General features: G+C 66.1%; 26 protein-coding genes and 3 pseudogenes. 6 read left to right on the top strand and 23 right to left on the bottom strand.

All coding sequences use genetic code 11. The features are described from left to right. Nucleotides 1-2 precede the first annotated feature (2 nt). The 5 genes from F7R26_RS13365 to pilL2 are packed head-to-tail and all read right to left on the bottom strand — an operon-like array spanning nt 3 to nt 3,058. Complete coding sequence (locus F7R26_RS13365; RefSeq protein ID WP_013391803.1) at nt 3-542, bottom strand: integrating conjugative element protein; 540 nt, start codon at nt 540-542, stop codon at nt 3-5. Further along, entirely contained in the window at nt 539-1,129 is a 591-nt protein-coding gene (locus F7R26_RS13360) for a transglycosylase SLT domain-containing protein (protein ID WP_013391802.1), read from the bottom strand. Before F7R26_RS13360 ends, F7R26_RS13365 begins: the two co-directional genes overlap by 4 nt. Then, nucleotides 1,111-1,836 (bottom strand): TIGR03759 family integrating conjugative element protein, encoded by a 726-nt coding sequence (locus F7R26_RS13355; protein WP_013391801.1) that lies wholly within the window; start codon nt 1,834-1,836, stop codon nt 1,111-1,113. Before F7R26_RS13355 ends, F7R26_RS13360 begins: the two co-directional genes overlap by 19 nt. A 14-nt stretch (nt 1,837-1,850) precedes the next feature. Further along, on the bottom strand, nt 1,851-2,495 hold the full coding sequence (locus F7R26_RS13350; RefSeq protein WP_124122779.1) for a hypothetical protein: 645 nt from the start codon (nt 2,493-2,495) through the stop codon (nt 1,851-1,853). Next, nucleotides 2,492-3,058, bottom strand: a complete 567-nt coding sequence (pilL2, locus tag F7R26_RS13345) for a PFGI-1 class ICE element type IV pilus protein PilL2 (protein ID WP_013391799.1) — start codon at nt 3,056-3,058, stop codon at nt 2,492-2,494. Before pilL2 ends, F7R26_RS13350 begins: the two co-directional genes overlap by 4 nt. Before the next feature lie 168 nt (nt 3,059-3,226). Between pilL2 and F7R26_RS13340 the strand changes: the two genes are divergently transcribed. From F7R26_RS13340 to arsH, 5 genes are read left to right on the top strand one after another with little or no spacing between them, the layout of a single operon-like run. After that, entirely contained in the window at nt 3,227-3,547 is a 321-nt protein-coding gene (locus F7R26_RS13340; protein WP_016445103.1) for an ArsR/SmtB family transcription factor, read from the top strand. 2 nt (nt 3,548-3,549) lie between these two features. Beyond that, nucleotides 3,550-4,044 carry an arsenate reductase ArsC gene (locus F7R26_RS13335; protein WP_013391797.1) on the top strand — a complete coding sequence of 165 codons (495 nt, stop codon included), beginning with the start codon at nt 3,550-3,552 and terminating at the stop codon, nt 4,042-4,044. A 10-nt stretch (nt 4,045-4,054) separates the two neighbouring features. Beyond that, on the top strand, nt 4,055-5,131 hold the full coding sequence (gene arsB, locus F7R26_RS13330; protein ID WP_038317538.1) for an ACR3 family arsenite efflux transporter: 1,077 nt from the start codon (nt 4,055-4,057) through the stop codon (nt 5,129-5,131). Nucleotides 5,132-5,147: 16 nt separating this feature from the next. Then, entirely contained in the window at nt 5,148-5,570 is a 423-nt protein-coding gene (arsC, locus tag F7R26_RS13325; protein WP_013391795.1) for an arsenate reductase (glutaredoxin), read from the top strand. Then, nucleotides 5,563-6,285 (top strand): arsenical resistance protein ArsH, encoded by a 723-nt coding sequence (gene arsH, locus F7R26_RS13320; RefSeq protein WP_013391794.1) that lies wholly within the window; start codon nt 5,563-5,565, stop codon nt 6,283-6,285. Before arsC ends, arsH begins: the two co-directional genes overlap by 8 nt. Before the next feature lie 59 nt (nt 6,286-6,344). Here arsH and F7R26_RS13315 read toward each other — a convergent pair whose 3' ends face one another. The 18 genes and pseudogenes from F7R26_RS13315 to merT form a co-directional block, all read right to left on the bottom strand. After that, nucleotides 6,345-8,624, bottom strand: a complete 2,280-nt coding sequence (locus tag F7R26_RS13315; protein ID WP_017514545.1) for a helicase-related protein — start codon at nt 8,622-8,624, stop codon at nt 6,345-6,347. Between the two features lie 136 nt (nt 8,625-8,760). Next, the gene (locus F7R26_RS13310; protein WP_003116817.1) at nt 8,761-9,066 is read right to left on the bottom strand and encodes a hypothetical protein; all 306 of its coding nucleotides are present in this window, start codon (nt 9,064-9,066) and stop codon (nt 8,761-8,763) included. Nucleotides 9,067-9,155: 89 nt separating this feature from the next. After that, nucleotides 9,156-9,476, bottom strand: coding sequence for a hypothetical protein (locus F7R26_RS13305; protein WP_003116818.1), 321 nt, complete (start codon nt 9,474-9,476; stop codon nt 9,156-9,158). Between the two features lie 50 nt (nt 9,477-9,526). Further along, nucleotides 9,527-10,660, bottom strand: a complete 1,134-nt coding sequence (locus F7R26_RS13300; protein WP_223224654.1) for a DUF6094 domain-containing protein — start codon at nt 10,658-10,660, stop codon at nt 9,527-9,529. 40 nt (nt 10,661-10,700) lie between these two features. Next, nucleotides 10,701-11,348 carry a hypothetical protein gene (locus F7R26_RS13295; RefSeq protein ID WP_003116820.1) on the bottom strand — a complete coding sequence of 216 codons (648 nt, stop codon included), beginning with the start codon at nt 11,346-11,348 and terminating at the stop codon, nt 10,701-10,703. Between the two features lie 76 nt (nt 11,349-11,424). Then, complete coding sequence (locus F7R26_RS13290; RefSeq protein WP_003090124.1) at nt 11,425-11,685, bottom strand: hypothetical protein; 261 nt, start codon at nt 11,683-11,685, stop codon at nt 11,425-11,427. Nucleotides 11,686-11,701: 16 nt separating this feature from the next. Next, the gene (locus F7R26_RS13285; RefSeq protein ID WP_003116821.1) at nt 11,702-12,109 is read right to left on the bottom strand and encodes a hypothetical protein; all 408 of its coding nucleotides are present in this window, start codon (nt 12,107-12,109) and stop codon (nt 11,702-11,704) included. A gap of 104 nt (nt 12,110-12,213) precedes the next feature. Further along, complete coding sequence (locus F7R26_RS13280; RefSeq protein WP_003116822.1) at nt 12,214-12,555, bottom strand: hypothetical protein; 342 nt, start codon at nt 12,553-12,555, stop codon at nt 12,214-12,216. Nucleotides 12,556-12,649: 94 nt separating this feature from the next. Further along, a complete protein-coding gene (locus F7R26_RS13275; RefSeq protein ID WP_003116823.1) occupies nt 12,650-13,339 on the bottom strand; it encodes a DUF3275 family protein in 690 nt (229 codons plus the stop codon). 94 nt (nt 13,340-13,433) lie between these two features. After that, nucleotides 13,434-14,261, bottom strand: coding sequence for a DUF932 domain-containing protein (locus tag F7R26_RS13270; protein WP_013391792.1), 828 nt, complete (start codon nt 14,259-14,261; stop codon nt 13,434-13,436). A gap of 145 nt (nt 14,262-14,406) precedes the next feature. Continuing rightward, on the bottom strand, nt 14,407-15,312 hold the full coding sequence (locus F7R26_RS13265) for a DUF3577 domain-containing protein (RefSeq protein WP_003116825.1): 906 nt from the start codon (nt 15,310-15,312) through the stop codon (nt 14,407-14,409). 310 nt (nt 15,313-15,622) lie between these two features. Beyond that, nucleotides 15,623-16,073 (bottom strand): annotated as a pseudogene (locus tag F7R26_RS40990) (XF1762 family protein). 141 nt (nt 16,074-16,214) lie between these two features. Further along, nucleotides 16,215-16,511 (bottom strand): annotated as a pseudogene (locus tag F7R26_RS13255) (DUF3085 domain-containing protein); the annotation flags it as partial. A gap of 33 nt (nt 16,512-16,544) precedes the next feature. Then, nucleotides 16,545-17,063: pseudogene (locus F7R26_RS41745) on the bottom strand (Tn3 family transposase); the annotation flags it as partial. After that, nucleotides 17,027-17,542, bottom strand: a complete 516-nt coding sequence (locus F7R26_RS41740; protein WP_003098931.1) for a Tn3 family transposase — start codon at nt 17,540-17,542, stop codon at nt 17,027-17,029. The pseudogene F7R26_RS41745 and the gene F7R26_RS41740, both read right to left, overlap by 37 nt. Before the next feature lie 18 nt (nt 17,543-17,560). Then, nucleotides 17,561-19,249 carry a mercury(II) reductase gene (gene merA / locus F7R26_RS13245; protein ID WP_003098932.1) on the bottom strand — a complete coding sequence of 563 codons (1,689 nt, stop codon included), beginning with the start codon at nt 19,247-19,249 and terminating at the stop codon, nt 17,561-17,563. A gap of 10 nt (nt 19,250-19,259) precedes the next feature. Continuing rightward, the gene (merP, locus tag F7R26_RS13240) at nt 19,260-19,547 is read right to left on the bottom strand and encodes a mercury resistance system periplasmic binding protein MerP (RefSeq protein ID WP_003116826.1); all 288 of its coding nucleotides are present in this window, start codon (nt 19,545-19,547) and stop codon (nt 19,260-19,262) included. Nucleotides 19,548-19,559: 12 nt separating this feature from the next. Further along, entirely contained in the window at nt 19,560-19,910 is a 351-nt protein-coding gene (merT, locus tag F7R26_RS13235) for a mercuric ion transporter MerT (RefSeq protein WP_003116827.1), read from the bottom strand. 71 nt (nt 19,911-19,981) lie between these two features. Between merT and merR the strand changes: the two genes are divergently transcribed. Continuing rightward, nucleotides 19,982-20,389, top strand: coding sequence for an Hg(II)-responsive transcriptional regulator (gene merR, locus F7R26_RS13230; protein ID WP_003098939.1), 408 nt, complete (start codon nt 19,982-19,984; stop codon nt 20,387-20,389). The last annotated feature ends 100 nt before the right edge of the window (nt 20,390-20,489 follow it).

Raw genomic sequence — 20,489 nt, 5'->3', positions numbered from 1 at the left:
CCTCATTGCTCGATGCCGGTCGCCGTGATCAGCGCCGGGTAGTGCCGCAGGCCCAGGCGTTCGGCCAGATCATCGCCGGCCACGGGGGCCATCGGCACGCCAGGCGCCAGTGCGCGCAACCGCGCCAAAGCCTGCGCGGTCTCGACATTGACCACCAGGCCGACCGCGCCGCGGTCGTGCAGCGACGCCGCGTGACGGCGCAGCCAGGCTTGCGAGGTCTCATCGTCGCCGATGACCACGAAAGGCCGCAGGCCCGGTGCCTCGATCACGCGCCGCGCGACGAAGCCGGGCATCAGCTTCGCGCTGCGTACCGGCAGCATCGCTGCCTCGTCAGCGGGGGTGGCGGGAATCTGCGGCGTCGGAATGGGAGGCCGCAACGCGCTGTTGGCGCGTGGCTGCAGGTTAAGCGCTTCGTAGTACGGCAGCGCCGACGCGCCGCCGCGGTCCTCGACCACGATCAGCGGTTCGGCGGCATGCGCGACCAACGGCAGCGCCGCCAGCAGCGCGAGCAGGCCCCGCAGGGTCCAGAGCGGTTTCGTCATGGGGTCGACTCCTGACGCACGGCTCGCGCCGTGGCGATTGAGTGCGTGCCCTGCACGCGGGCGAGGTGTCGGGATACGCTGCGTCGATAGCGGGCGGCAGGCTCACCGCCCGCGGGCCGGTGGTAGCGGCCCATGGCCAGCAGCCAGTCTTCACCGGGGGTGTACTGCTCCTTGAGGATCTCGGCGGCGCTGGCGAGATTGCGGTACGGGTCCAACAAGTCGCAGGCATGGGTGTAGCGGTGCGGGTGGTAGCCCAGGTTGATCTGGCCCAGGCCCGCGTCGATGCGCGTGGGTGGCGTAGATCGCATCGCCTGCTGCAAACCGGCGCAGGCATCGGCACGGGTGGCGAAGCGCCGCGACTGGCCGGCGACATTCAGGGTCCACGGCCATGGGACGATGCGTCCATTGCGTCGCATGCCGCTCTCCTGCAAGGCCACGGCGTAGAGCACCGTCGAGGGAATGCCCGCGCGCTGTGCGGCAAGCTGGTAGGCCGGTGGCGGAACCTCCTGGGCATGGGCGGCGCAGGCGAACAGGCCCGCAGTGAGCGCCAGTGCGCGCAGCAGCGCCGTTACGGCTGGCGTTGCCATTGGCCGTTCACTTCGCGCACAACCGCAGGCAAATCGCCGGGCAGGCTCAGCGACAGCCAGCGGCCGCCGTCGTGGTTGAGCGTGATGCCGCCGCTGCGCACCCGGGCCGGGTCGATCTGGGCGCGCTTGGCCCAGTCGCGGATGCGCGCATCGTCCTGGCGGCTGCCGACCATGTAAAGGTCGAACTCGGCACCCGAGGATTGCAGGCGTTGGACGAGTTGCCCGCAAGCCGCGCAGCCGTCCTTGATGAACACTGCCGTGCGACCGCTGCCCCGCGCAGCGGCGGCGCCTGGCCTCTCGTCAGACAGGTTCACCCGCTGCATGCCGGGGTTCAGGCGCTGCCAGGCCTCGTCGTAGGCGCGCTGGTACGCGAGCAGCTTCTCCACGCGGCGCGCTTCGACTTGCACCTGCAGCTCTGCGTAGCGCCGCCGTTCTTCGTCGGTGCGCGCCTCGATGCCCAGGGCGGACAGCGGGTCCAGATTTGGCGAGTAGATGCCCAGCGGCCCATCCATCAAGTCGCGATAGCGCGCCCATTCCTGCGGTTGCAGGCCCCATTCGCCTGCCACCCGGTCGTCCAGGATGCGGGCGGCCAGCGGGCGCTCCTGGCTCTGCGCATTGCGGGCGGGGGTCGTGGCGGGCTGCTGCGCCCAGGCGGGCAACTGCATGGAGCCCAGCAGGAACGCGTACAGGATGATCGACGGCTTCATGTGGTGGGCTCCGGTCAAGGAATCGCCACGCGACGGGTCTGGTCGCCGGCCTGGAACACCGCGGCAGTGCCCTCGATCGCCTGCAGGCGCCACGGACCCAGCGCATCACCCGGCAGCAGCACCTGGAGCTGATCGGGCGTGAAATCTCCGGCACTCGGGGCGACGGACACGCTGCGCTGACCCGCGCGCAGCTCAGCGCCGACGACACGAAATGGCAGCGGCGGCGGTTCGGACTTGGCGGTGGCCGGTTGGCTCGGGGTGCGCCGCTGGGTAGGCGCCGCTGCACGCGCAGTCGCTTGGCGCACCTTGATCTGCTCGACTTCGGTACGCAGCGCCTGAACGTCCTCGGCGGTGGCATAGCCACCCAGCGCCTGTTCGGCTTGAACGATGCGCGCCTCCATTGCCTGCCGAGCGTCTTGCAGGCCTGCGGCGGTGGCGGCTGCGGGCTGCTGCTGCAAGGCCCGCGTGGTCTCGGCCAGCCCGGTCACCTGGGCTTCGAGGCGCTGCAACCGGACATCGAGCTGCTGCTGGTCGGCCTGATCGGTCATCGTCTGGTGGCCCAGGATCGCGAAGACACTGAGACCCAGCAGCCAAAGCCAGAGCAGGCTTTGCAACACCACGGCGGCGGTCGGGCGCCGGAGCGGCTGTGCCGCGTTCATGGCTGGCCTCCCGCAAAGGGGAACGTCTGCACGGCCTCGGCAGCAGGCGGCTCGGACACCGGCTCGGCACCGGTGTCGCGACCAGGCCGCTCGAAGCAGACCTGCCGCGTCCGGTCATCGGCGTGCAGTTCCCAAGCCGGACCGGCCAGGGTGAGCAGTGCATCGCGCAAGGTCATGGGGCCGAGATGCAAGTGCGCCGCCGGCAGCGGCAGCGCGTACAGCTCGATCACCGCATGCGGGGTCTCGCAAAGCTGGTAGCCGCTGCGTTTGAGCACATGCCGCAGCCCGTCGCCGACCGTGGCGCGGACCTCCTCGGGCATGGACACGTCGATGGTCTGCACCAGCAGATCGCGCTGCGCCGCCATCGGCGCCAGCTCCACCAGGGTGTAGCGGCCATAGCGCACGACGGGAATGAACTCGGGCGGTGCAGCCTCGGGCGCGGGTGGGACGTCCTCGACGGTGCTGGCGGCCAGCGGCGGTGGCGTGGTCGCGCAGCCGCTGGCCAAGGCTGCGGCCAGGAGGCTGGTACCGACCAGACACCGGGATACATGGATTGCAGGCATGGCATCGGCTCTTCTGTTGCGATGCCGATACCTTGGCTGCGCGCGGCTGCGCGGTCAGTCAGAAATGCGAACTGGGGGGTGCCCGCTTTTGCAGTCCAACACATAGCGCAACCCGCAAATCCAACTGTGGTTTGCACATTAATTCTATAAATGTTGTATTATCGAATCATGAAAGAGGATCAAGCCATTTCCGCCTTAAACGCCCTGGCTCACACCCAGCGCCTGCGCGTGTTCCGCGCCTTGGTCGTTGCTGGCCCGGGCGGACTGACGCCGAGCACGCTAGCTGACCAGCTCGACGTGGCCCGCAACACCTTGTCCTTCCACTTGAAGGAACTGGCCCATGCTGGCCTCGTCAGCATCGAGCAGCAGGGCCGCAACCTGATTTATCGCGCCGAGTACGGCCGCATGGACGGTCTGATCGGTTACCTGACCGAGCATTGCTGCCAAGGTGGCGTATGCGAGGTTTCTCCATCCAAGACCTGCTGCTGACCATGACCGATACCACTTACAACGCCTTGTTCATCTGTACGGGCAATTCGGCCCGCTCCATCCTCGCCGAAGGCATCCTCAACGACATGGGCCAAGGGCGGTTTCACGCCTGGTCGGCAGGTAGCCATCCGAAAGGCGAAGTTCACCCGCTGGCACTCGCCACGCTGGAGCGGCTGCACCTTCCGACAACGGGCTACCGCAGCAAGAGCTGGGACGAGTTCGTGAAGCCCGATGCGCCGGTGTTCGATTTCATCTTCACCGTCTGCGACAACGCAGCCGGCGAGGCGTGTCCGCTGTGGCCGGGCAAGCCGGTGTCGGCGCATTGGGGCGTGCCTGACCCGGCAGCCGTGGAAGGCACCCTGGAACGACAAAGCAAGGCGTTCTTCGATACCGCCATGACGCTGCGCCGACGTATCGAGTTGTTCCTGTCGCTTCCGATCAAGAGTCTCGATGCCATGTCGTTGCAGCGTGAACTGCGCGACATCGGCCGCCAGTGAGGCCCGCCCGATGAGCGCAACCGATACTGCCGGCCCCGCGCCAGCAAACTCCGCCATGAGCGGCTTTGAGCGTTACCTGACGCTATGGGTGGCGGTGTGCATCATCGCGGGGATCGCTCTGGGCCAGTTCGCGCCCGCCCCATTCCAGGCCATCGGCCGCATGGAGATTGCCAAGGTCAACCTGCCGGTCGGCCTGCTGATCTGGGTAATGATCATCCCCATGCTGCTGAAGGTGGACTTCGCCGCGCTTGGCCAGGTGCGCCAGCATTGGCGGGGCATGGGGGTCACGCTGTTCATCAATTGGGCCGTCAAGCCGTTCTCAATGGCGTTGCTGGCGTGGATCTTCATCCGCCACGTCTTTGCCGACTGGCTGCCCGCCGATCAGCTCGACAGCTATATCGCCGGCCTGATCCTGCTGGCTGCTGCACCGTGTACCGCAATGGTTTTCGTTTGGAGTCGGCTGACTGGCGGTGATCCGGTATTTACGCTGTCGCAAGTGGCCTTGAACGACACCATCATGGTGTTCGCCTTCGCACCCATCGTCGGCCTGCTGCTGGGCCTGTCGTCGATCACGGTGCCGTGGGACACCTTGCTGGTGTCGGTGGGTTTGTACATCGTCATTCCGGTCATCCTGGCCCAGCTCTGGCGCCGGGCGCTGCTGCGCAAGGGGCAGGCCGTGTTCGACAGGGCACTGGAACGCATCGGCCCATTGTCCATCGCCGCGCTGTTGCTGACGCTGGTGCTGCTGTTCGCCTTCCAGGGCGAGGCCATCATCCGGCAGCCGCTGGTGATCGCCATGCTGGCGGTGCCGATCCTGATCCAGGTGTTCTTCAATTCCGGTCTGGCGTACTGGCTCAACCGCCAGGTGGGCGAAAAGCACTGCGTCGCTGGGCCATCCGCGTTGATTGGTGCCAGCAACTTCTTCGAGCTGGCCGTGGCCGCCGCCATCAGCCTGTTCGGCTTCCATTCCGGCGCAGCACTCGCAACAGTGGTCGGCGTGCTCATCGAGGTGCCGGTCATGCTGCTGGTGGTGCGCGTGGTCAATCGCTCACGCGGCTGGTACGAACGCCGCGCGACCACTTCGTAACCTCCAAGAGGCATCCATGAGCACCATCACGATCTACCACAACCCAGCCTGCGGCACCTCGCGCAACGTGCTGGGCCTGATCCGCAACAGCGGCGAGGAACCGACCATCATCGAGTACCTGAAAACGCCGCCCGACCGCGACACGCTCCAGGCGCTGATCGCGGCGATGGGCGTGCCGGTGCGAGACGTGCTGCGCGAGAAAGGCACGCCCTATGCCGACCTCGACCTGGGCAACCCGAAGTGGAGCGACGACGACCTGATCGGCTTCATGCTCCAGCATCCCATCCTCATCAACCGGCCTATCGTGGTCACGCCGCTAGGCACGCGCCTGTGCCGGCCTTCGGAAGCCGTGCTCGACCTGCTGCCGCAGCCGCAGCGCGGCGCGTTCAACAAGGAAGACGGCGAGCCGGTGGTCGATCAGGACGGCCGCCGTGTCTGAATCTCGTCTCGACCTGCCGAACATCGACACGGCGCTGTTCCAGCAACCGGACACCGAACATCTGTTCGCGCCGGCACGGGCCACGCACGCGCCGCGCTTCCTGCTGCTCTATGGTTCGCTGCGCGAACGCTCGTTCAGCCGCCTCGCAGCCGAAGAAGCCGCACGCATCTTGCGGGCGCTGGGCGGCGAGACCCGATTGTTCAATCCGTCCGGGCTGCCTCTGGTGGACGATGCGCCGGCCGATCACCCGAAGGTCAAGGAACTGCACGAACTGGTGCAATGGGCCGAGGGCATGGTGTGGAGTTCGCCGGAGCGCCACGGCGCGATGACCGGCCTGATGAAGACCCAAATCGACTGGATTCCGCTGTCGGTCGGCGCGGTGCGCCCGACCCAGGGCAAGACGCTGGCGGTGATGCAGGTATCGGGCGGCTCGCAGTCGTTCAACGCCGTCAACCAGATGCGCGTGCTGGGCCGCTGGATGCGGATGCTGACCATCCCGAACCAGTCCTCGGTCGCCAAGGCGTACCAGGAGTTCGACGAGGCCGGACGCATGAAGCCCTCGGCCTACTACGACCGCGTGGTGGACGTGATGGAAGAACTGATGAAGTTCACGCTGCTCACGCGCGACGTGGCGCCGTATCTGGTGGATCGTTACAGCGAGCGCAAGGAAAGCGCTGAATCACTGTCCAGGCGTGTACGGCAAGGTGCAATTTGACGCTGCGAGGCGCTGAAAAAAGAGCCGACGACCTCTCGGTCGTCGGCATTGCGTGAAGTTCAGGCGGCGACCAGTTGCCGGGCCAGTGCGACCTCGACGGAATCACCATCCTGGTTCAGGACATCCAGCCCCGATTCGGGCACGTCGCCCGAGGTGGACTGCGAGACCATGATCTTCTTGGCCATCAGTTCCAGGCAGGTCATCTGCGAAGAACCGGCGTAGCCGAGGTAGATCACGCGCACCGGCAACTTCTGCCCGATGCGCCAGGAGCGGCGTGCCGCCTGCTGGAGCGAGTACACGTTGTAGCCCGACTGCATGAACACGATCGTCGGAAACTCCAGCAAGTCCAATCCCGTCTTGACCAGCTCGGGATTGGTGATGAGCACGTCGATGCCACGATCCAGTTGCTCAGCGATCCAGTCTTCGCGGCGGCTGGCATCCACGCTTGCGCGCAGCACCGCCACCTTGAAGCCTTCTTGCTCCAGCAGCACCTTCAGGCGCGACGTGGTGTCCCGCGTGCCGGTATAGACCGTGTAGGCCAGAACCTTGCGGCCCTGCGCCTTCTCCGCTTTGCAGATGTCGATCAGCTCACGCTCCTTGGGGCTGATCTCGAACTCGTTGAACTGAGCCGGGACAAACGCCAAGGTGTTGCGCGTGCGCGGATGCACCACGGTCTCCGACCGGAAGCAGCAATCCGGCCAGGCCAGCAGCACGTTGAGGACCACACCCAGCAAGGTCGTATCGCGTCGCGCCAGAGCCTGTTTCAGCTCCGCGGTCAGCCGACCCGCCAGATCGCGGTAGGCCGCGGCTTGCGCCGTGTCCATCGCGACTTCACGGAACTCCTCGTCATACGGCGGCAGGACGTTGCCACCGATGTCCTTGAGCTTGAGAAAGATCGTGAACGGCAGGATGCAGCGCAGCACGCCCTTGGGGCCAAACCCCGGGGCCTTGACCGTGCGCACCGATACCTTGGTGCCCTTGGCCGTCTTGTGCGCCGTGCCGGTGCTCTCGGAGTAGATGTCCTTCAACACCCCGTGATCGCGCATGAACGCCATCGCAGCCGAGGTCATGCTGCCGCTCGTGGTCGGGCGGTAGCCGTCTTCGATCATCCGCCCCGGAAGGGCTCGGAACAGCAGGTGGAACAGGTCGTCCCCGTAGCCGCCCATCAACGTGCCGGTCAGCAGCAAGGTCTTGCGAGCCTTCGCCGCCAGCACGCCCATGGCCTGGCCCTGGGCACTGCCCCCGTTCTTGTACTCATGTGCCTCATTGGCGATGAGCAGGTCGAACGTGCCTTGCGGCAGGTAGCGTTTGATGAACTCGGACGGCTGATAGCCGCCCTCGCCAAAGCCGAACTCCATGTTGGCCATCGCACGTTCCATGCGCGTGGCCTGACGGTCGGAAAACACCAGCTCGCCGTTGCCATCCATGAGGTTGATGAACTCATGGATGTTGTCGCCGAGCATCGACGCCAGGAACCCGTCACCGAACTTTTGCATCAGCTTCTGCGCGGTGACCTCTCCGATGGTCGGTATGCGCTTTAAGGCTTTGAGCACGGCCGAGGACTGGTCGCTGCCGGACAGACTGCGCGGGCGGATCAGTGTCCACAGGGGCGCGGCGCAGTGGCCGCACTTCCTGCGGCACTCCTCGGCTTGGAGCGCGATCGGGTTGACCGGCTCGCCGTCGAGGTCGGTGATGACCGTGCCGCAGTCCGGGCAGGCCGCCACGTCGCCGTGGCGGGTGCGCCGCGTGGTGAAGACAGGCTTCCAGTGAAAGCCCATCCGCATCCTGACGCGCCCCAGGACGAAGAACTCCTGGCCCGTGGGCTGCACGCCCAACTGCTCGCGCAGCTTGATGAGCTTGACGAGCGTATCCGGCCCGTTGAGTACCCACACCTTGGCACCGGCCACCGTCTCCTGGATCTCGCGCCGCCACTTGTAAACCAGGTGGGGCGGCGACAGCACCAGAGTGCGGCGATAGCCTTCGGCGTTGAGCACGGCGGCCGTGGCAATGCCGACGGTCGTCTTGCCGCAGCCCATCTCGCCATTGACGATCGCAGCACGTTCGCCACGGTCGATCAGCAGCTCGGCGGCGGCGTGGACGACTTCGGCCTGGGCTGGGAACAGCTTGCGCTTGAGGCTGGCGACCACCAGTTGCCGGTGCGCCTGCGGTTGGCCGGTATAGACCGGCGGATTAGCGCTGTTGAGGGCGTCGAGTAGTTCGTCGCCGAACTCGCCGACAAAATCCTGAAGGCTCAGGGTCAGAGGGGAAGATTCCGCGTCGAGCAGTTCGCCCTGTACGGGCGCGGATTCAGCGGCAGTGGTTTCGAGATCGAGGGACATGGTGATGCTCCAAAGAAAAATGGGGCATGCACCACCCCCAGCGGGGCAATGGCATGCCCCGTGGTGGGAAGAGAATCGACGCGTGGCTGAGGGTGGTTGAAGGTGCTGGCCTGGGCGGCCCGCAGGTGAACCGTGCTCAGTCTTCGGACGGAAGCACGATGACGGTTGCGCAGCGCTGCGAATCGGTGACGATGCGAATGGCGAGCCCCGGATGGATCACGTAGTGCGATTCCAGCGACGCGCCCGATTGAAGCGCGCTGCTGTTCGTCTGCCATTGCTGGATGTTGACGTCGCCCCAGTCGCCACGGGTGTGGCGCCTGAAGTACGGGATCGGGTCCAGGCGACCCGCGCGGACCAGGCGGTCTACACCTCTGCTGAAGATGAGCGCCCCGATGGGGAACGCCAGCCGCTGGCAGTAGGTTTCGATGCGATGCGATGCCATGGGCTCCTCCTTGATGAGTCATTGAGCCACGACACCCCTGCCGGAGTGAAGTGGCTCCGTCAGGTGGATGAGGATGACGATGTGGGGCCTCAGATCAGGTCCCGCTCTTCGGGAAGCTGGACCACCGTGGTCTGGTGGTCCTCGCTGGTCTTGACGATCAGCGCCAGGTCCGGCGTGATCCTGAACTGCGAGATCATTAGGTTGTCCTGTTGGATCGCCACGTCGTTGGCTTGGCGTGTGGCCTCATCGATCTCGCCCCAGTCCCCGCGCACATGGCGCTGGACATAGGCCAAGGGGTCGATCAGGCCTCGCCGGGCCAGCCAATGCACCTTCTCGCTCAACTTCAACGTACTCGGTGCGAACAACGGTTGCTTGTGCGGCGCAGGCCGCTTGAACGGATTGGGGATCATGGTGTTTCTCCTTCGAGTTGGTACAGCAGGACGGCAGCGCGTCCGGTGGATCAGCGAATGGTCAACACCTCGCCCCGTGTCGCGGAGCCAGGTGTCATGTCCCACGCGCGGATGACGGGAACGAACTTGTCGGTGAGGATGCGGGTCTCGGCGATGGAGCCGTCTTCGCGTTCGGTGAACTCCCGCTGGAGCGTCTTGTCCTTGTGGGTGTCACCTTTGACGACGAGCACGCGCCCGGTCTTGGAGCGCACAACCCCCGAGATCGCACCCGCGGCCAGAGCCAGGGCGAGATGCCAGCGGGACAAGGCCCGCGCCGGTGGACGCAGCGATTGCTGCGCAGCCCCCAGGTGCGTGTCCTGCGATGGCCACAAGCCTTGCAGCCTGCCAACCTCATCGGCGAACTGCTCGGGCTCCATCGTCACGCGGAAGAAATGCTCTGGCTCGGCCGGGCTGGCGGGGACGATGTACGGCAGGAACGGCCACTCGCTCGGCAGTTCCTCGGCTTCGACTTCGCCTTGCCCTACCTGCAACAGCAGATTGCGCACGGCCTTGACGCCATCGGGCACCTGCTCGCGCTGGCGCACCCGGCGTCCGAAGATCACCACCTGCTTGAACTGCGTCTCCACCGCTCGGTAGATGCGCAGGTCCGTGTAGTGGCGCGTCAGCCAGCCGACCAACTCCGCGTCGAGCACGTAGCCGGGGACGATGAAAACCAGCACGCCGCCGTATTGCAGCAGCGAGAGCGTGCGCTGGTAGAACAGCTTTTCAAGGCGGGCACGGCCCTGGCCCTGATAGCCGATGTTGCCGTTGACGTCCTTGGACAGGTCCCCATACGGCGGGTTGAGCCAGAGCAGCCCGAAGGACTGCTTGGAGACCATCGTGTCCATCAGGTCCGCGTGCAGGCAGTGATCGACCAGGCCGCGGGCATGGCGCGCCCGCTCCGCGTCGAACTCGACGGCGAACGCCTTTGCCTGCTCGCGCCCGAGGGCATGGGCGGCTTCGGCGATCGCCACGCCTTCGCCGGCGCAGGGATCGAGGATGCACATCGGCCCGTCGCTGGGCATCAGTGCGTTGAGCGCTCTTTCGAGCGTGGGTTCGTCGGTCGGGAAATATCCGTTCTTGACGAAATTGCGGGCGAGCCGCGGGAACATGAGGGCCATGGAAGTCTCCTGGTTGGCGGGGATGAAACACGGAAGTACGCCAAGGCGTGCCTCCGAGGGTGGGTCAAGCCGCTACCGCTTCCGGCGTCCAAATCTTGGCCGGATACGGATAGGCGGTGAGCGCGTCGCTGCGGATCAGGGAGCCGAGCGCCAGGGTCAGCGCCGGCACGTCGATGGCGAGCCGATGGCCTTCCAGCGGCCCGAGGGCGAACGGAAGGCGGGCCAGCATCTCGCGGGTTTGCAGCAGTTCCAGCACGGTCTCGCGCCAGTGATCGAGCAGCGGCAACGGGCAGGTGTCCCGCACCAGCATCCACAGGCGGTCAAGCCTGTGGGCGCTGTCGCGTGGCAGCAGTGCCAATGCGCTGGCGTTGGCCTTGTCGGGCTTGACGCAGCGCCGGTCGAACAGCCACACGTTGGACAGCGAGCCGAACAGCGTCCGCCGGTACGCGCGCGTGATGCGCTTTTCCAGGCGATCGACGTTGCCGATGAATACCGGGACGCTGCCGCCCTGGTCGGTGATGACGTGGAACTGGTCCAGTCCCTGCTCGTCGCGCCCGAGGGTCAGGCGAGCGAGGAACTGCTGGACGGCGGTGTCCCGCGCCCAGATGGACAGGAAGATCAGGTTGCCCTGGTCATCGCCGACGCAGGCGTCGGCCATCACGTCCGGGCATTCGTCGATGCGGTACAGCGTGGAAGAAGTGTTTGCGGGCATGGTGGTGTCCTCGGATGAACGGGAACAGCACCGCCCGCTGGGGCAAGTACTGCCCCAGGGGGTGGAAGAAAACCGCTCAGTCCGGCTCGAACTGCCGGGTGTGCGGGTTGAAGTGAAGCGGCTCGTCCGCCGAAGTGATCGGCGTGAAGCCTTCCAGGTAGATGTTGTTGAGGTACTGGTCGCGGTAGGTCAGTGCCTGCCGTGCCTGGTCCTCGGTGAGGCCGTTGTCGATGAAGTACGCCAGCATTTCCTCGTCGGAGGACACTTCGTCGTTGGACAAACTCCCTTCAACGAGTGCCAGCAACGAGGGCGGAAGCGTTGCCAGGATCGGGTCCATGTCGGTTCCTCCTGGCTCAGGCCATCGACGCCGCGGCGGATGCCGCGGATGCCGTGGGTGTGCGCCGCCGGGCGTGGTAGGCGCGAACGCCTGCACGCCAGTCGGCGGACTGCTCCGGTGCGAGGTCCAGATAGGACAGCGGGCACGTGTAGTAGTACGGGTGCATGGACTCGTCCAAGGACTTGTAGCCCCACTGGCCGCCGCTTCGTTCAAGCAGATCGCAGCGGATGTAGCGCAGGGACTGGCCCGGTGCGAGATCACGATGCACGCCTTCGACCTTGGCGGTCACTTCGGCGACGGACCACAGCACGTTGCCGCGCAGGGTGTGAGCGATGACCTTGACGCTGGCGCGCTCGGTCTCTTGCGGTGCGATCAGTTCCGCGATCAGTTCGGACCGCGATTGGTTTGAGAAATACCAGCCCATGAGAGGCCTCCTCGAAAAGTTGAGCTGAAGGCCTCCCCGTGGGGAAGAACCCCCAGCGGGTGATGGAATGCCGCATCTGCGGCGAAGGAACCTATGCGTCGCCCTCAATCCCAGTCGTCATCGTCTCGATCACAACCGGCCGGGCAGTAGCCGAACTCGATCCCGTGCGAGCAATAGCCATGCTCCGCATTCCAGTCCTGGGTTTCCTGCCGTTCGGCAGGTGTTGCGTAGTCCCATTCCTGGGCCGCGATTTCGAGAGCCTGAGCACGTTGCTCATCCGGCAAACGATTGGCCTGTGCGTCGATCGCCGAACTGAAGAGCGTCACGTAGTGGTCGTAGGACAAGCCGCAACCGCGCTGGGCGTGTGCGGCGGCCGCTTTGCAAAGGTCCCGCCACGCGGGTTCATCCAGCGTTGAACGCGGGGTATCGCAAGCGATGGTGGACATGATGGAGACCTCCAGAAAATGGCCAGGGCCTCCCCCGCATGGGAAAGGAACCCCGGCGGGTGGATGAAGAACACCGCGCATGCGGCGTCTGCGATCACGCAGGTTTTGGTTCGGCCTGGCGGCTCCACTCCTGCGTCTTGAAGTCCAGCGCGTAGCCCAGCTCGCCCAGGCGGGCGATCTGCGCGCGCAGGGTGCGGCGGTCGATGGTCGAATCCAGTTTCACGGACTCGCCCAGCGGCCACAGCAGGCCGAAGAGCGCGGCGTCACCGTCTTCGGTGCTGCCGGGGGCAGCGGCCGTAGCAGGCGGTGGCGCATCCACGCCGAAGGGCGTGGTATCGACCAGCGGGTCCGCGGACGCCTGCACGGGTGCGGGCTTGGCGGGCCTGGACGCTTTGGTGGGCTTGGCCGGCGTTGCCGCAGGCTGCGCCCCTTGCTCTTCATCGAGCGGATCGACGTCCTGGGTGGCGAAGCTGCGGGCTTCGTCGCGGCTGAGTTTGTCGATGCCGTTGAGCGTCATGCCGTCGAGGCTGGCACGGATCTCGAACCGCATGCCGCCGCCGACCGGATAGGACTTCGGGAAGATGTACCTGATGATGAATTCCCCGTCGTACTTGCCTTCGGGGTACTGCTCCAGCTCCGGGTCTTTGACCTCGAAAGTACCGAGGTGCGTCGCGAGGCGGCCAACCGTGAACGGGCCGTTCTTGCCGCGGATGGTACGCAGCGTGAGCTGGCCGGGGACGACGATGGGCGCAACAGATTTCTCGGAAGCCGATGGGGTTGCCATGATGGTTCTCCTGATGATGAATGACGGGCCGCCGACGGCACCCGGTGGATGAGAGGAAATGGCCTCGCCCGAGGTGGGCGAGGTCCGCGTGGCATCACGCCTTGAGCTGGCGCATGCCTTCGGCCAGCAGCCACAACGCCCGGTTCAGGCGCAGGTTCTGGTCGATGCCTTGCACCGGACGGGTGCGCTGATTGCGGCCGTTGGCCGTGCGTCCGTTCAGGCCCCCTTTGACTAGGTTCTCCTGGACGCGGTTGAAGACGGCCCACAGGTCGTTCTTGCGGTCGTCCCATCGCCGAGGGGCCAGCAGTTGGCTCTCGGTGACAGGCGTGGACTTGGCCGGATCGTCGTACTTGAGTGCGAGCGCAGAGTTCGCAAAGACCTCCGCTTCGCCCTCATCGAGGGTGATGGTGCGCATCGCATCGCGCGCGTTCTGCACGCGCTCGAAACCTTCGAGGACTCCGTAGGCACCTTCGATCACCTGGCTGGCCACGTCGCCCTTGTGGGGAACGCGGATGTCTGCGGTGGTGTCACCGCAAACCAGGCCGTTGTGGCAGACGAACCGGAACATGCCGGCGAGCATCTGATAGCTGCTCGTGCCGTCATGGCTGTTGAGCAGGATGATCTCGTTCGCCTCGTCGCCGTTGATCTGGCTTGCATGGCGAAGTCGGATGAGGTGCTTCGTGTACTCGCGCCGGTCTTCGTTGCGCACGCGCGTCTGACACACCATGAAGGGCTCGAAGCCCTCCTGGCGCAGCTTGGTCAGCACGGTCGAGGTCGGTATGTAGGCATACCGATCGGACCGGCTCCCATGTGGAGCGTCGGCGAAGATCGACGGAACGACGGCACGAATGCGGTCGTCCGAGAGTGGGCGATCAGAGCGCAGGATCGGGGATTGCGGAGCAAAGCGGGATACCAGAGACATGGCTGATCTCCTTTGAGAAATTCGACAACCGCGTGGCCGTGAGACCACGCGGAACTCGGGGGATGAAATGCGCAAGCACGCGTCCTGGGGACGCGGCGTACGTGGGGAGGAAAAGCGACAAGGCCCCGTGAGAGGCCGTGCCGGATCAGAACGAAGCAGCCAATGCCGGCTCCTGCTCCTGGACTTGCGCCTCGGGCTCGCGCTCGGCGGGCTCGGTGGCCGTGTCGATGGCATCGTCGGCTTCGGACGCGGATGCGTCTTCGGCCGGCGGCGCCTCGGCTTGCGCCTGGCTCGTCGGATAGACCTGGGTGCCGTCGATCTTGATGAGACCGATGTGGACCAGCGTCGATTCCAGGCTGGCGGCCGGTTCCCCGGCGTGCTCACCCTTGGTGCGGATGTACGGATCGATCTTCATGTCGTTCAGACGGAAGGCGATCAGCACCTTGCGGTCACCCTCGACGGCCTGAACGCACCGGCGAACCAGGTGCTCGGCTTCCGGGGTGGCGACGATGGTGTCGAAGTACCGATACTCCGGTTCATCGACAGGCCCGGCCAGTGCCGCGACGGTGCAAGAGAGGAACGAGTCGCCAGCTTTTGGGGTGACGTCCTTCACACGATTGAGATAGCCGATGCCGCGGGTGATCAACTCGTGCTGCTCGATCGAAGCCAGTTCGGCCCGGTCGATCAGTTCGGCCTTGAGCAGTCGCGCCTTGAGGGACGCGGCGGCCTGACCCTTCTGCTCACCCTTGTCGCGGATGTACACATCGCCCCACAGGTCACCGAGGCGAAAGCGCACCAGCGGGCGCTGCTTGGGATCGTCAACGCCGATGTAGCGCTGAACGAGCTTCTTGGCCTCGGCACCCGAGACCTTGACGTCGAAGTAGCGGTAGCTGGGGTCCCGGGCGGGGCCGACCAGCGCGGCGATGGTGCATGCCAGGAAAGGCTGCGCACGGCGGCCGCCCCGGACGGGCACTTCACGGACACGCTGGATGTAGCCGATGCCCGAGGTGTGGAGGTCGAAATACGATTTCTCGTTGGACGTGGTGTTCATGGTGAATCTCCATTGGGATGAAGCGGAGACACACCGGCCCACGCATGCGGGGAAGGTGCGTGACCCCGCGGTGGGTTGATAAGGCGAAAGCATCCGCCACCAGAGGCTGGTGGCCGCTCGCGGAAGGATGCGGTGCGAGCTGGCTCGGTCACGCAGTGGGAACTGCGCCGCAACCTCGAAGACCGATGGTTGCCTGGCATGTCGCTGACGACGTCAGCAGGCATGGGGCCAGCATGGCGGGGCCTCGCGCGCGCGGCAGCAATCAATCGGCACCCGGGCGCTTCCCTTTGTCCGCGCCACCCGGCGCCTGTCACAGGCACTTGGCGCCGCGCAGGTGCTCGGGGGTATCGGCGCGCGGACGGCCGGGACGGCTCCAGGCGCCGCCACCGCGCGCGCCGATCAGCCGCCAGCCGGCGGCGCGCAGGCTGGCGCCACCTTCGTCGGGCATGGTGTAGGTGAGCAGGCGTATGTAGCCCAGCGCCCTTGCCGCCTGCCAGGCCGCGCCGTAGAGCTTGCTGCAGGCGCTGGGTGTGCCGTCGGTGCACAGCCGCGTGACTTCCAGCGTCCAGGTGCCGCGCGACCGGGCGGCCGACAATGGCCACGCCGTGGATCAGGTCGCTGTCGCTCAGCGTGACGGCCAGGGCGAACTTCGCGCCCTGGACCGGGCGGTGGTGGCGATGGTGCGACAGAACGAATGCATTGGCCGTGCGCAGCGACACCGGTAGGAGGTGCAGCCTCGGCGAGGTCGATGGCGTGTTCATGCGGTTGTCTCCGGTGGCATGCCGGCGTTGTGGCCGGCGGGGCGTGCCTCGGCGGCTGGAGACAAACGCGCACGCGCGGCGATGGCGGCGGTGCGAACAAAAGAAGGCCCCCGATGCGGGGGCTGCGAGGCGGTTGCCGCGTCAGGCGGGAGGCACCACTGCTAAGGACAGGTGCGTGGCGGTGGCGGAAAGCACGAGATCGTCCGCCGAGTGCTGGAGGCGCGTGAACAGGCCGTCCTTCGGGTCGAAATACTCCGCGAAGTCATCGCCGCCCAGCTCGCGGCCGGCGAGGTGCCACCAGTCATCGAACGGGTCGGTGTCCGGGTTGCATCCGACGGCGTAGGCGAGCAGTGCCTGGCGCCCATCCGGGCGACGCTCCCCACGCTCGGCGAGGAAGTACACGCCCTGATCCTTGACCAGGACAATGCGGCACTGATTGGGGACGTCTCAGAAAACGGAAAAAATCGTACGCTAAGCCGGTTGCAGCGGTCGTAGCGGCCTGAACTTGCCCGCGCCGATCTTGGCGCTGCTGCGCCAGAGGTAATCGCCGGTCAGGTTGATGTGCTCCCAGCCCAGCGGCGACAGGTACTGCAACAGGGCGTCATCGACAGTCTGGCCGTGACCGCGTAAGGCGTTTGAGGCCCGTTCCAGATAGACCGTGTTCCACAACACTATGGCCGCCGTCACCAGGTTGAGGCCGCTGGCCCGGTAGCGCTGCTGCTCGAAACTGCGGTCGCGGATTTCGCCCAGCCGGTTGAAGAACACGGCGCGGGCTAGCGCGTTGCGGGCTTCGCCCTTGTTCAGTCCGGCATGCACGCGGCGGCGCAGCTCGACGCTTTGCAGCCAGTCCAGGATGAACAGCGTTCGCTCGATGCGGCCCAGCTCGCGCAGCGCCACGGCCAGGCCGTTCTGGCGCGGGTAGCTGCCGAGTTTCCTGAGCATCAGCGAGGCCGTCACCGTGCCCTGCTTGATCGAGGTGGCCAGCCGCACCTTGGCGTTGATCGCCTTGCCGGACGCCTGGAACTGCTGCTGATGCTTGTGCTTGGCAGCGTTGAACAGCTTGCCCAGGATGCGGTCGTGCAGGTCGATGATTTCGTCGGTGACGGTGGCCATGCCCTCGATGGCGAGCGCACCAGGGTCGCGTAGCGGCGCTGTGCCTCGAACTTGGCCAGATCGGCGGGCGTCATCTGGCCGCCTTCGCGGGCGATCTTGAGCAGGCGGTTCTGGTGCACCGACCGCTCGATGCCGGAAGGCAGGTCGAGCGCCTGCCAGGCTTTGAGGCGCTCGATGTGTTCGAGTATGTGGCGCGAGTTCGGCTTGACGGGCGACTGGCGCAGCCAGGCCAGCCAGGTCGTCTTGCCGTTGTCGTGGCGCTTGAGCAGATCGTCGAGGCGGTGCCGGTGGGTGGCCGACAGGGGATCGGACAAGGCCGCGTAGATGCGGCGGTTGGCGCGGCTGTAGGCGTTCATCGAACACCTCCCTTTTCCTCATCCGGCGCAACAGGACAGTTGCTTCACGTCCTTGTTGAAGGTCTGCGCCGCGAGCTTCAGTCCCTCGACCATGGTCAGGTAGGGGAACAACTGGTCGGCCAGCTCCTGCACGGTCATCCGGTGGCGGATCGCCAGCGCGGCCGTCTGGATCAGTTCGCCCGCTTCCGGCGCGACCGCCTGTACGCCGATCAGCCGCCCTGAGCCAGCTTCCGCCACCAGCTTGATGAAGCCGCGCGTGTCGAAGTTGGCGAGCGCCCTCGGCACGTTGTCGAGCGTCAGCAGCCGGCTGTCGGTCTCGATGCCGTCGTGGTGCGCTTCCGCCTCGCTGTAGCCCACGGTCGCCACCTGCGGATCGGTGAACACCACCGCCGGCATCGCCGTCAGGTCCAGCGCCGCGTCGCCGCCGGTCATGTTGATCGCGGCGCGCGTGCCGGCCGCCGCCGCCACATAGACGAACTGCGGCTGGTCGGTGCAGTCGCCGGCAGCAAAGATGTGCGGTGCGCTCGTGCGCATGGCGCGGTCGATGACGATGGCTCCCTGCGCATTGACTTCGACGCCTGCCGCTTCAAGGTTCAGGCTGCGCGTGTTCGGCGCGCGACCGGTGGCGACCAGCAGCTTGTCGGCGCGCACTTCCCCCTGCCCGGTGGTGAGCACGAATTCCCCGCCCGCATAGGCAACGTGGCTCGCCTGGGTGTGGTCCAGCACCTCGATGCCCTCGGCGCGGAAGGCGTCTGTTACGGCTTCCCCGATGGCCGGGTCTTCTCGGAAGAACAGCGTGCTGCGCGCCAGGATCGTGACCTGGCTGCCCAGCCGGGCGAAGGCTTGCGCCAACTCGACCGCCACCACGGAGGAACCAATCACGGCCAGCCGCTCGGGGAGCGAGCTGCTTTCCAGCGCCTCGGTGGAGGTCCAGTGGGGTGTGTCCGCAAGGCCCGGGATTGGCGGAAGCGCCGGGCTCGCGCCGGTGGCAATCAGGCAGCGGTCGAAGTTCACCTCGTGCGTGCCGCCGTCAGCGGTCGCCACGGTCAGCGTGCGCGTGTCCCTGAACCGGGCCTCGCCGCGCAGCACGGTGATGGCCGGAGTGCTTGCCAGGATGCCTTCGTACTTGGCATGGCGCAGCTCCTCGACGCGGCCTTGTTGCTGGGCCAGCAGCCGCTCGCGCAGTACAGCGGGCGCTGCGGCCGGCAGGCCAGCATCGAACGGGCTTTCGCGGCGCAGGTGGACGATGTGCGCGGCGCGGATCATGATCTTGGACGGCACGCAGCCGACATTGACGCAGGTGCCGCCGATGGTGCCGCGCTCGATCAGCGTGACGCGGGCGCCTTGCTCCACGGCCTTCAAGGCAGCCGCCATCGCCGCGCCGCCGCTGCCTATCACAGCCACGTGCAGCGCTTGTTCACCGCCAACATGCTTCGTTTCGCCACCGAGCCAGCCCAGCGCCTTGTCTAGCAGGCCGGCAGGCTTGTTCGGCGTGTCGGTAAGCCGTGCGCGATAGCCGAGCGTGGCCACTGCGGCAACCAGCGGGGCCACGCTCACGCCTGCATCCGCCTCGATTTCGGCCTGCCGCTGCGGATAGGACACCGAGGCCGCGCGCACGCCGGGCACGTTCGTCAAAGCCTGCTGGACGTGCTCGGCGCACGACGTGCAGGTCATGCCTTCGATGTGGAGGGTGATCGCCTCGGCCATGATTACGCCCTCACTGCTTGACGCTGGACGGGTAACCCGCGTTTGCGGTGGCCTTGGTCAAGGCGTCGGCATTGGTCTTGGCCTCGTCGAAGGTGACGACGGCCTCCCGCTTCTCGAAGCTGACTTCGGCCTTCTCGACGCCGGCGACCTTGGACAGAGCCGTCTTGACCGTGATCGGGCACGCGGCGCAGGTCATGCCGGGCACCGACAGGGTGACGGTCTTGGTGGCAGCCCAGGCGGGCGCGCTTAGAGCGGCGGCCAGGGCGATGAGGGTGGTGAGGGTGGTGAGTTTCTTCATGGTGATCTCCTTTCAGTAGAACAGCGGCAGGACGTAGGGAAACGCGAGGGCAACCAGAACCAGGGCGGCCACGATCCAGAAGATCACCTTGTAGGCAGTCCGCACTTGGGGCACGGCGCAAACGTCGCCGGGCTTGCAGGCATGGGCTGGTCGGAAGATGCTGCGCCAGGCGAAGAACAGCGCGATGAGCGCTGCGCCGATGAAGATCGGCCGATACGGCTCCAGCACGGTCAGGTTGCCGATCCACGCGCCAGAGAAGCCGAGCGCGACCAGGACAAGGGGGCCGAGGCAGCAGGCCGAGGCGAGGACGGCCGCGACGCCGCCGGTCGCCAGTGCGCCGCAGCCGTTCTTGGGTTCCGACATAAGGTTCTCCTTCCGGGACTTCGCTTGATGCTGTAACGTTACTTCCGTAGTCAACTACGGAGTCAAGCGCCATGGAGAACGCTCAAGAGAATCTGACCATCGGGGCCTTCGCCAAGGCAGCCCGGGTCAACGTGGAGACGATCCGCTTCTATCAGCTCAAGGGCTTGCTACCCCAGCCGGAGCGGCCCTACGGTCGCATCCGCCGCTACGGGCAGGCGGACGTGGCGCGGGTGAAGTTCGTGAAGTCAGCCCAGCGCCTGGGATTCAGCCTGGATGAAGTCGGCCAGCTCCTGAAACTGGAGGACGGCACCCATTGCAGCGAGGCGGCCGAACTGGCTGCTCACCGGCTGGCCGATGTGCGCGCACGCATGGCGGACCTCACGCGGATGGAAGAGGCCCTGTCGACGCTAGTGAGAGAGTGCAACGCGCACCATGGCAATGTTTCCTGCCCGTTGATCGCAGCTTTGCATTGCTGCTAAAGGGCCCACTTCGGCTCTTAGCGTACGATTTTTTTCCGTTTTCTGAGACGACCCCTGATTGGCGATGGCTTCGGTCAGCACGGGGCGCAGGTCAGCGCCT

This window comes from Cupriavidus basilensis, from assembly GCF_008801925.2.
In the GTDB taxonomy this organism is placed as follows: domain Bacteria; phylum Pseudomonadota; class Gammaproteobacteria; order Burkholderiales; family Burkholderiaceae; genus Cupriavidus; species Cupriavidus basilensis.
Note: the sequence above shows the minus strand (reverse complement) of the source record. Positions and strands in the feature narration are given on the sequence as shown.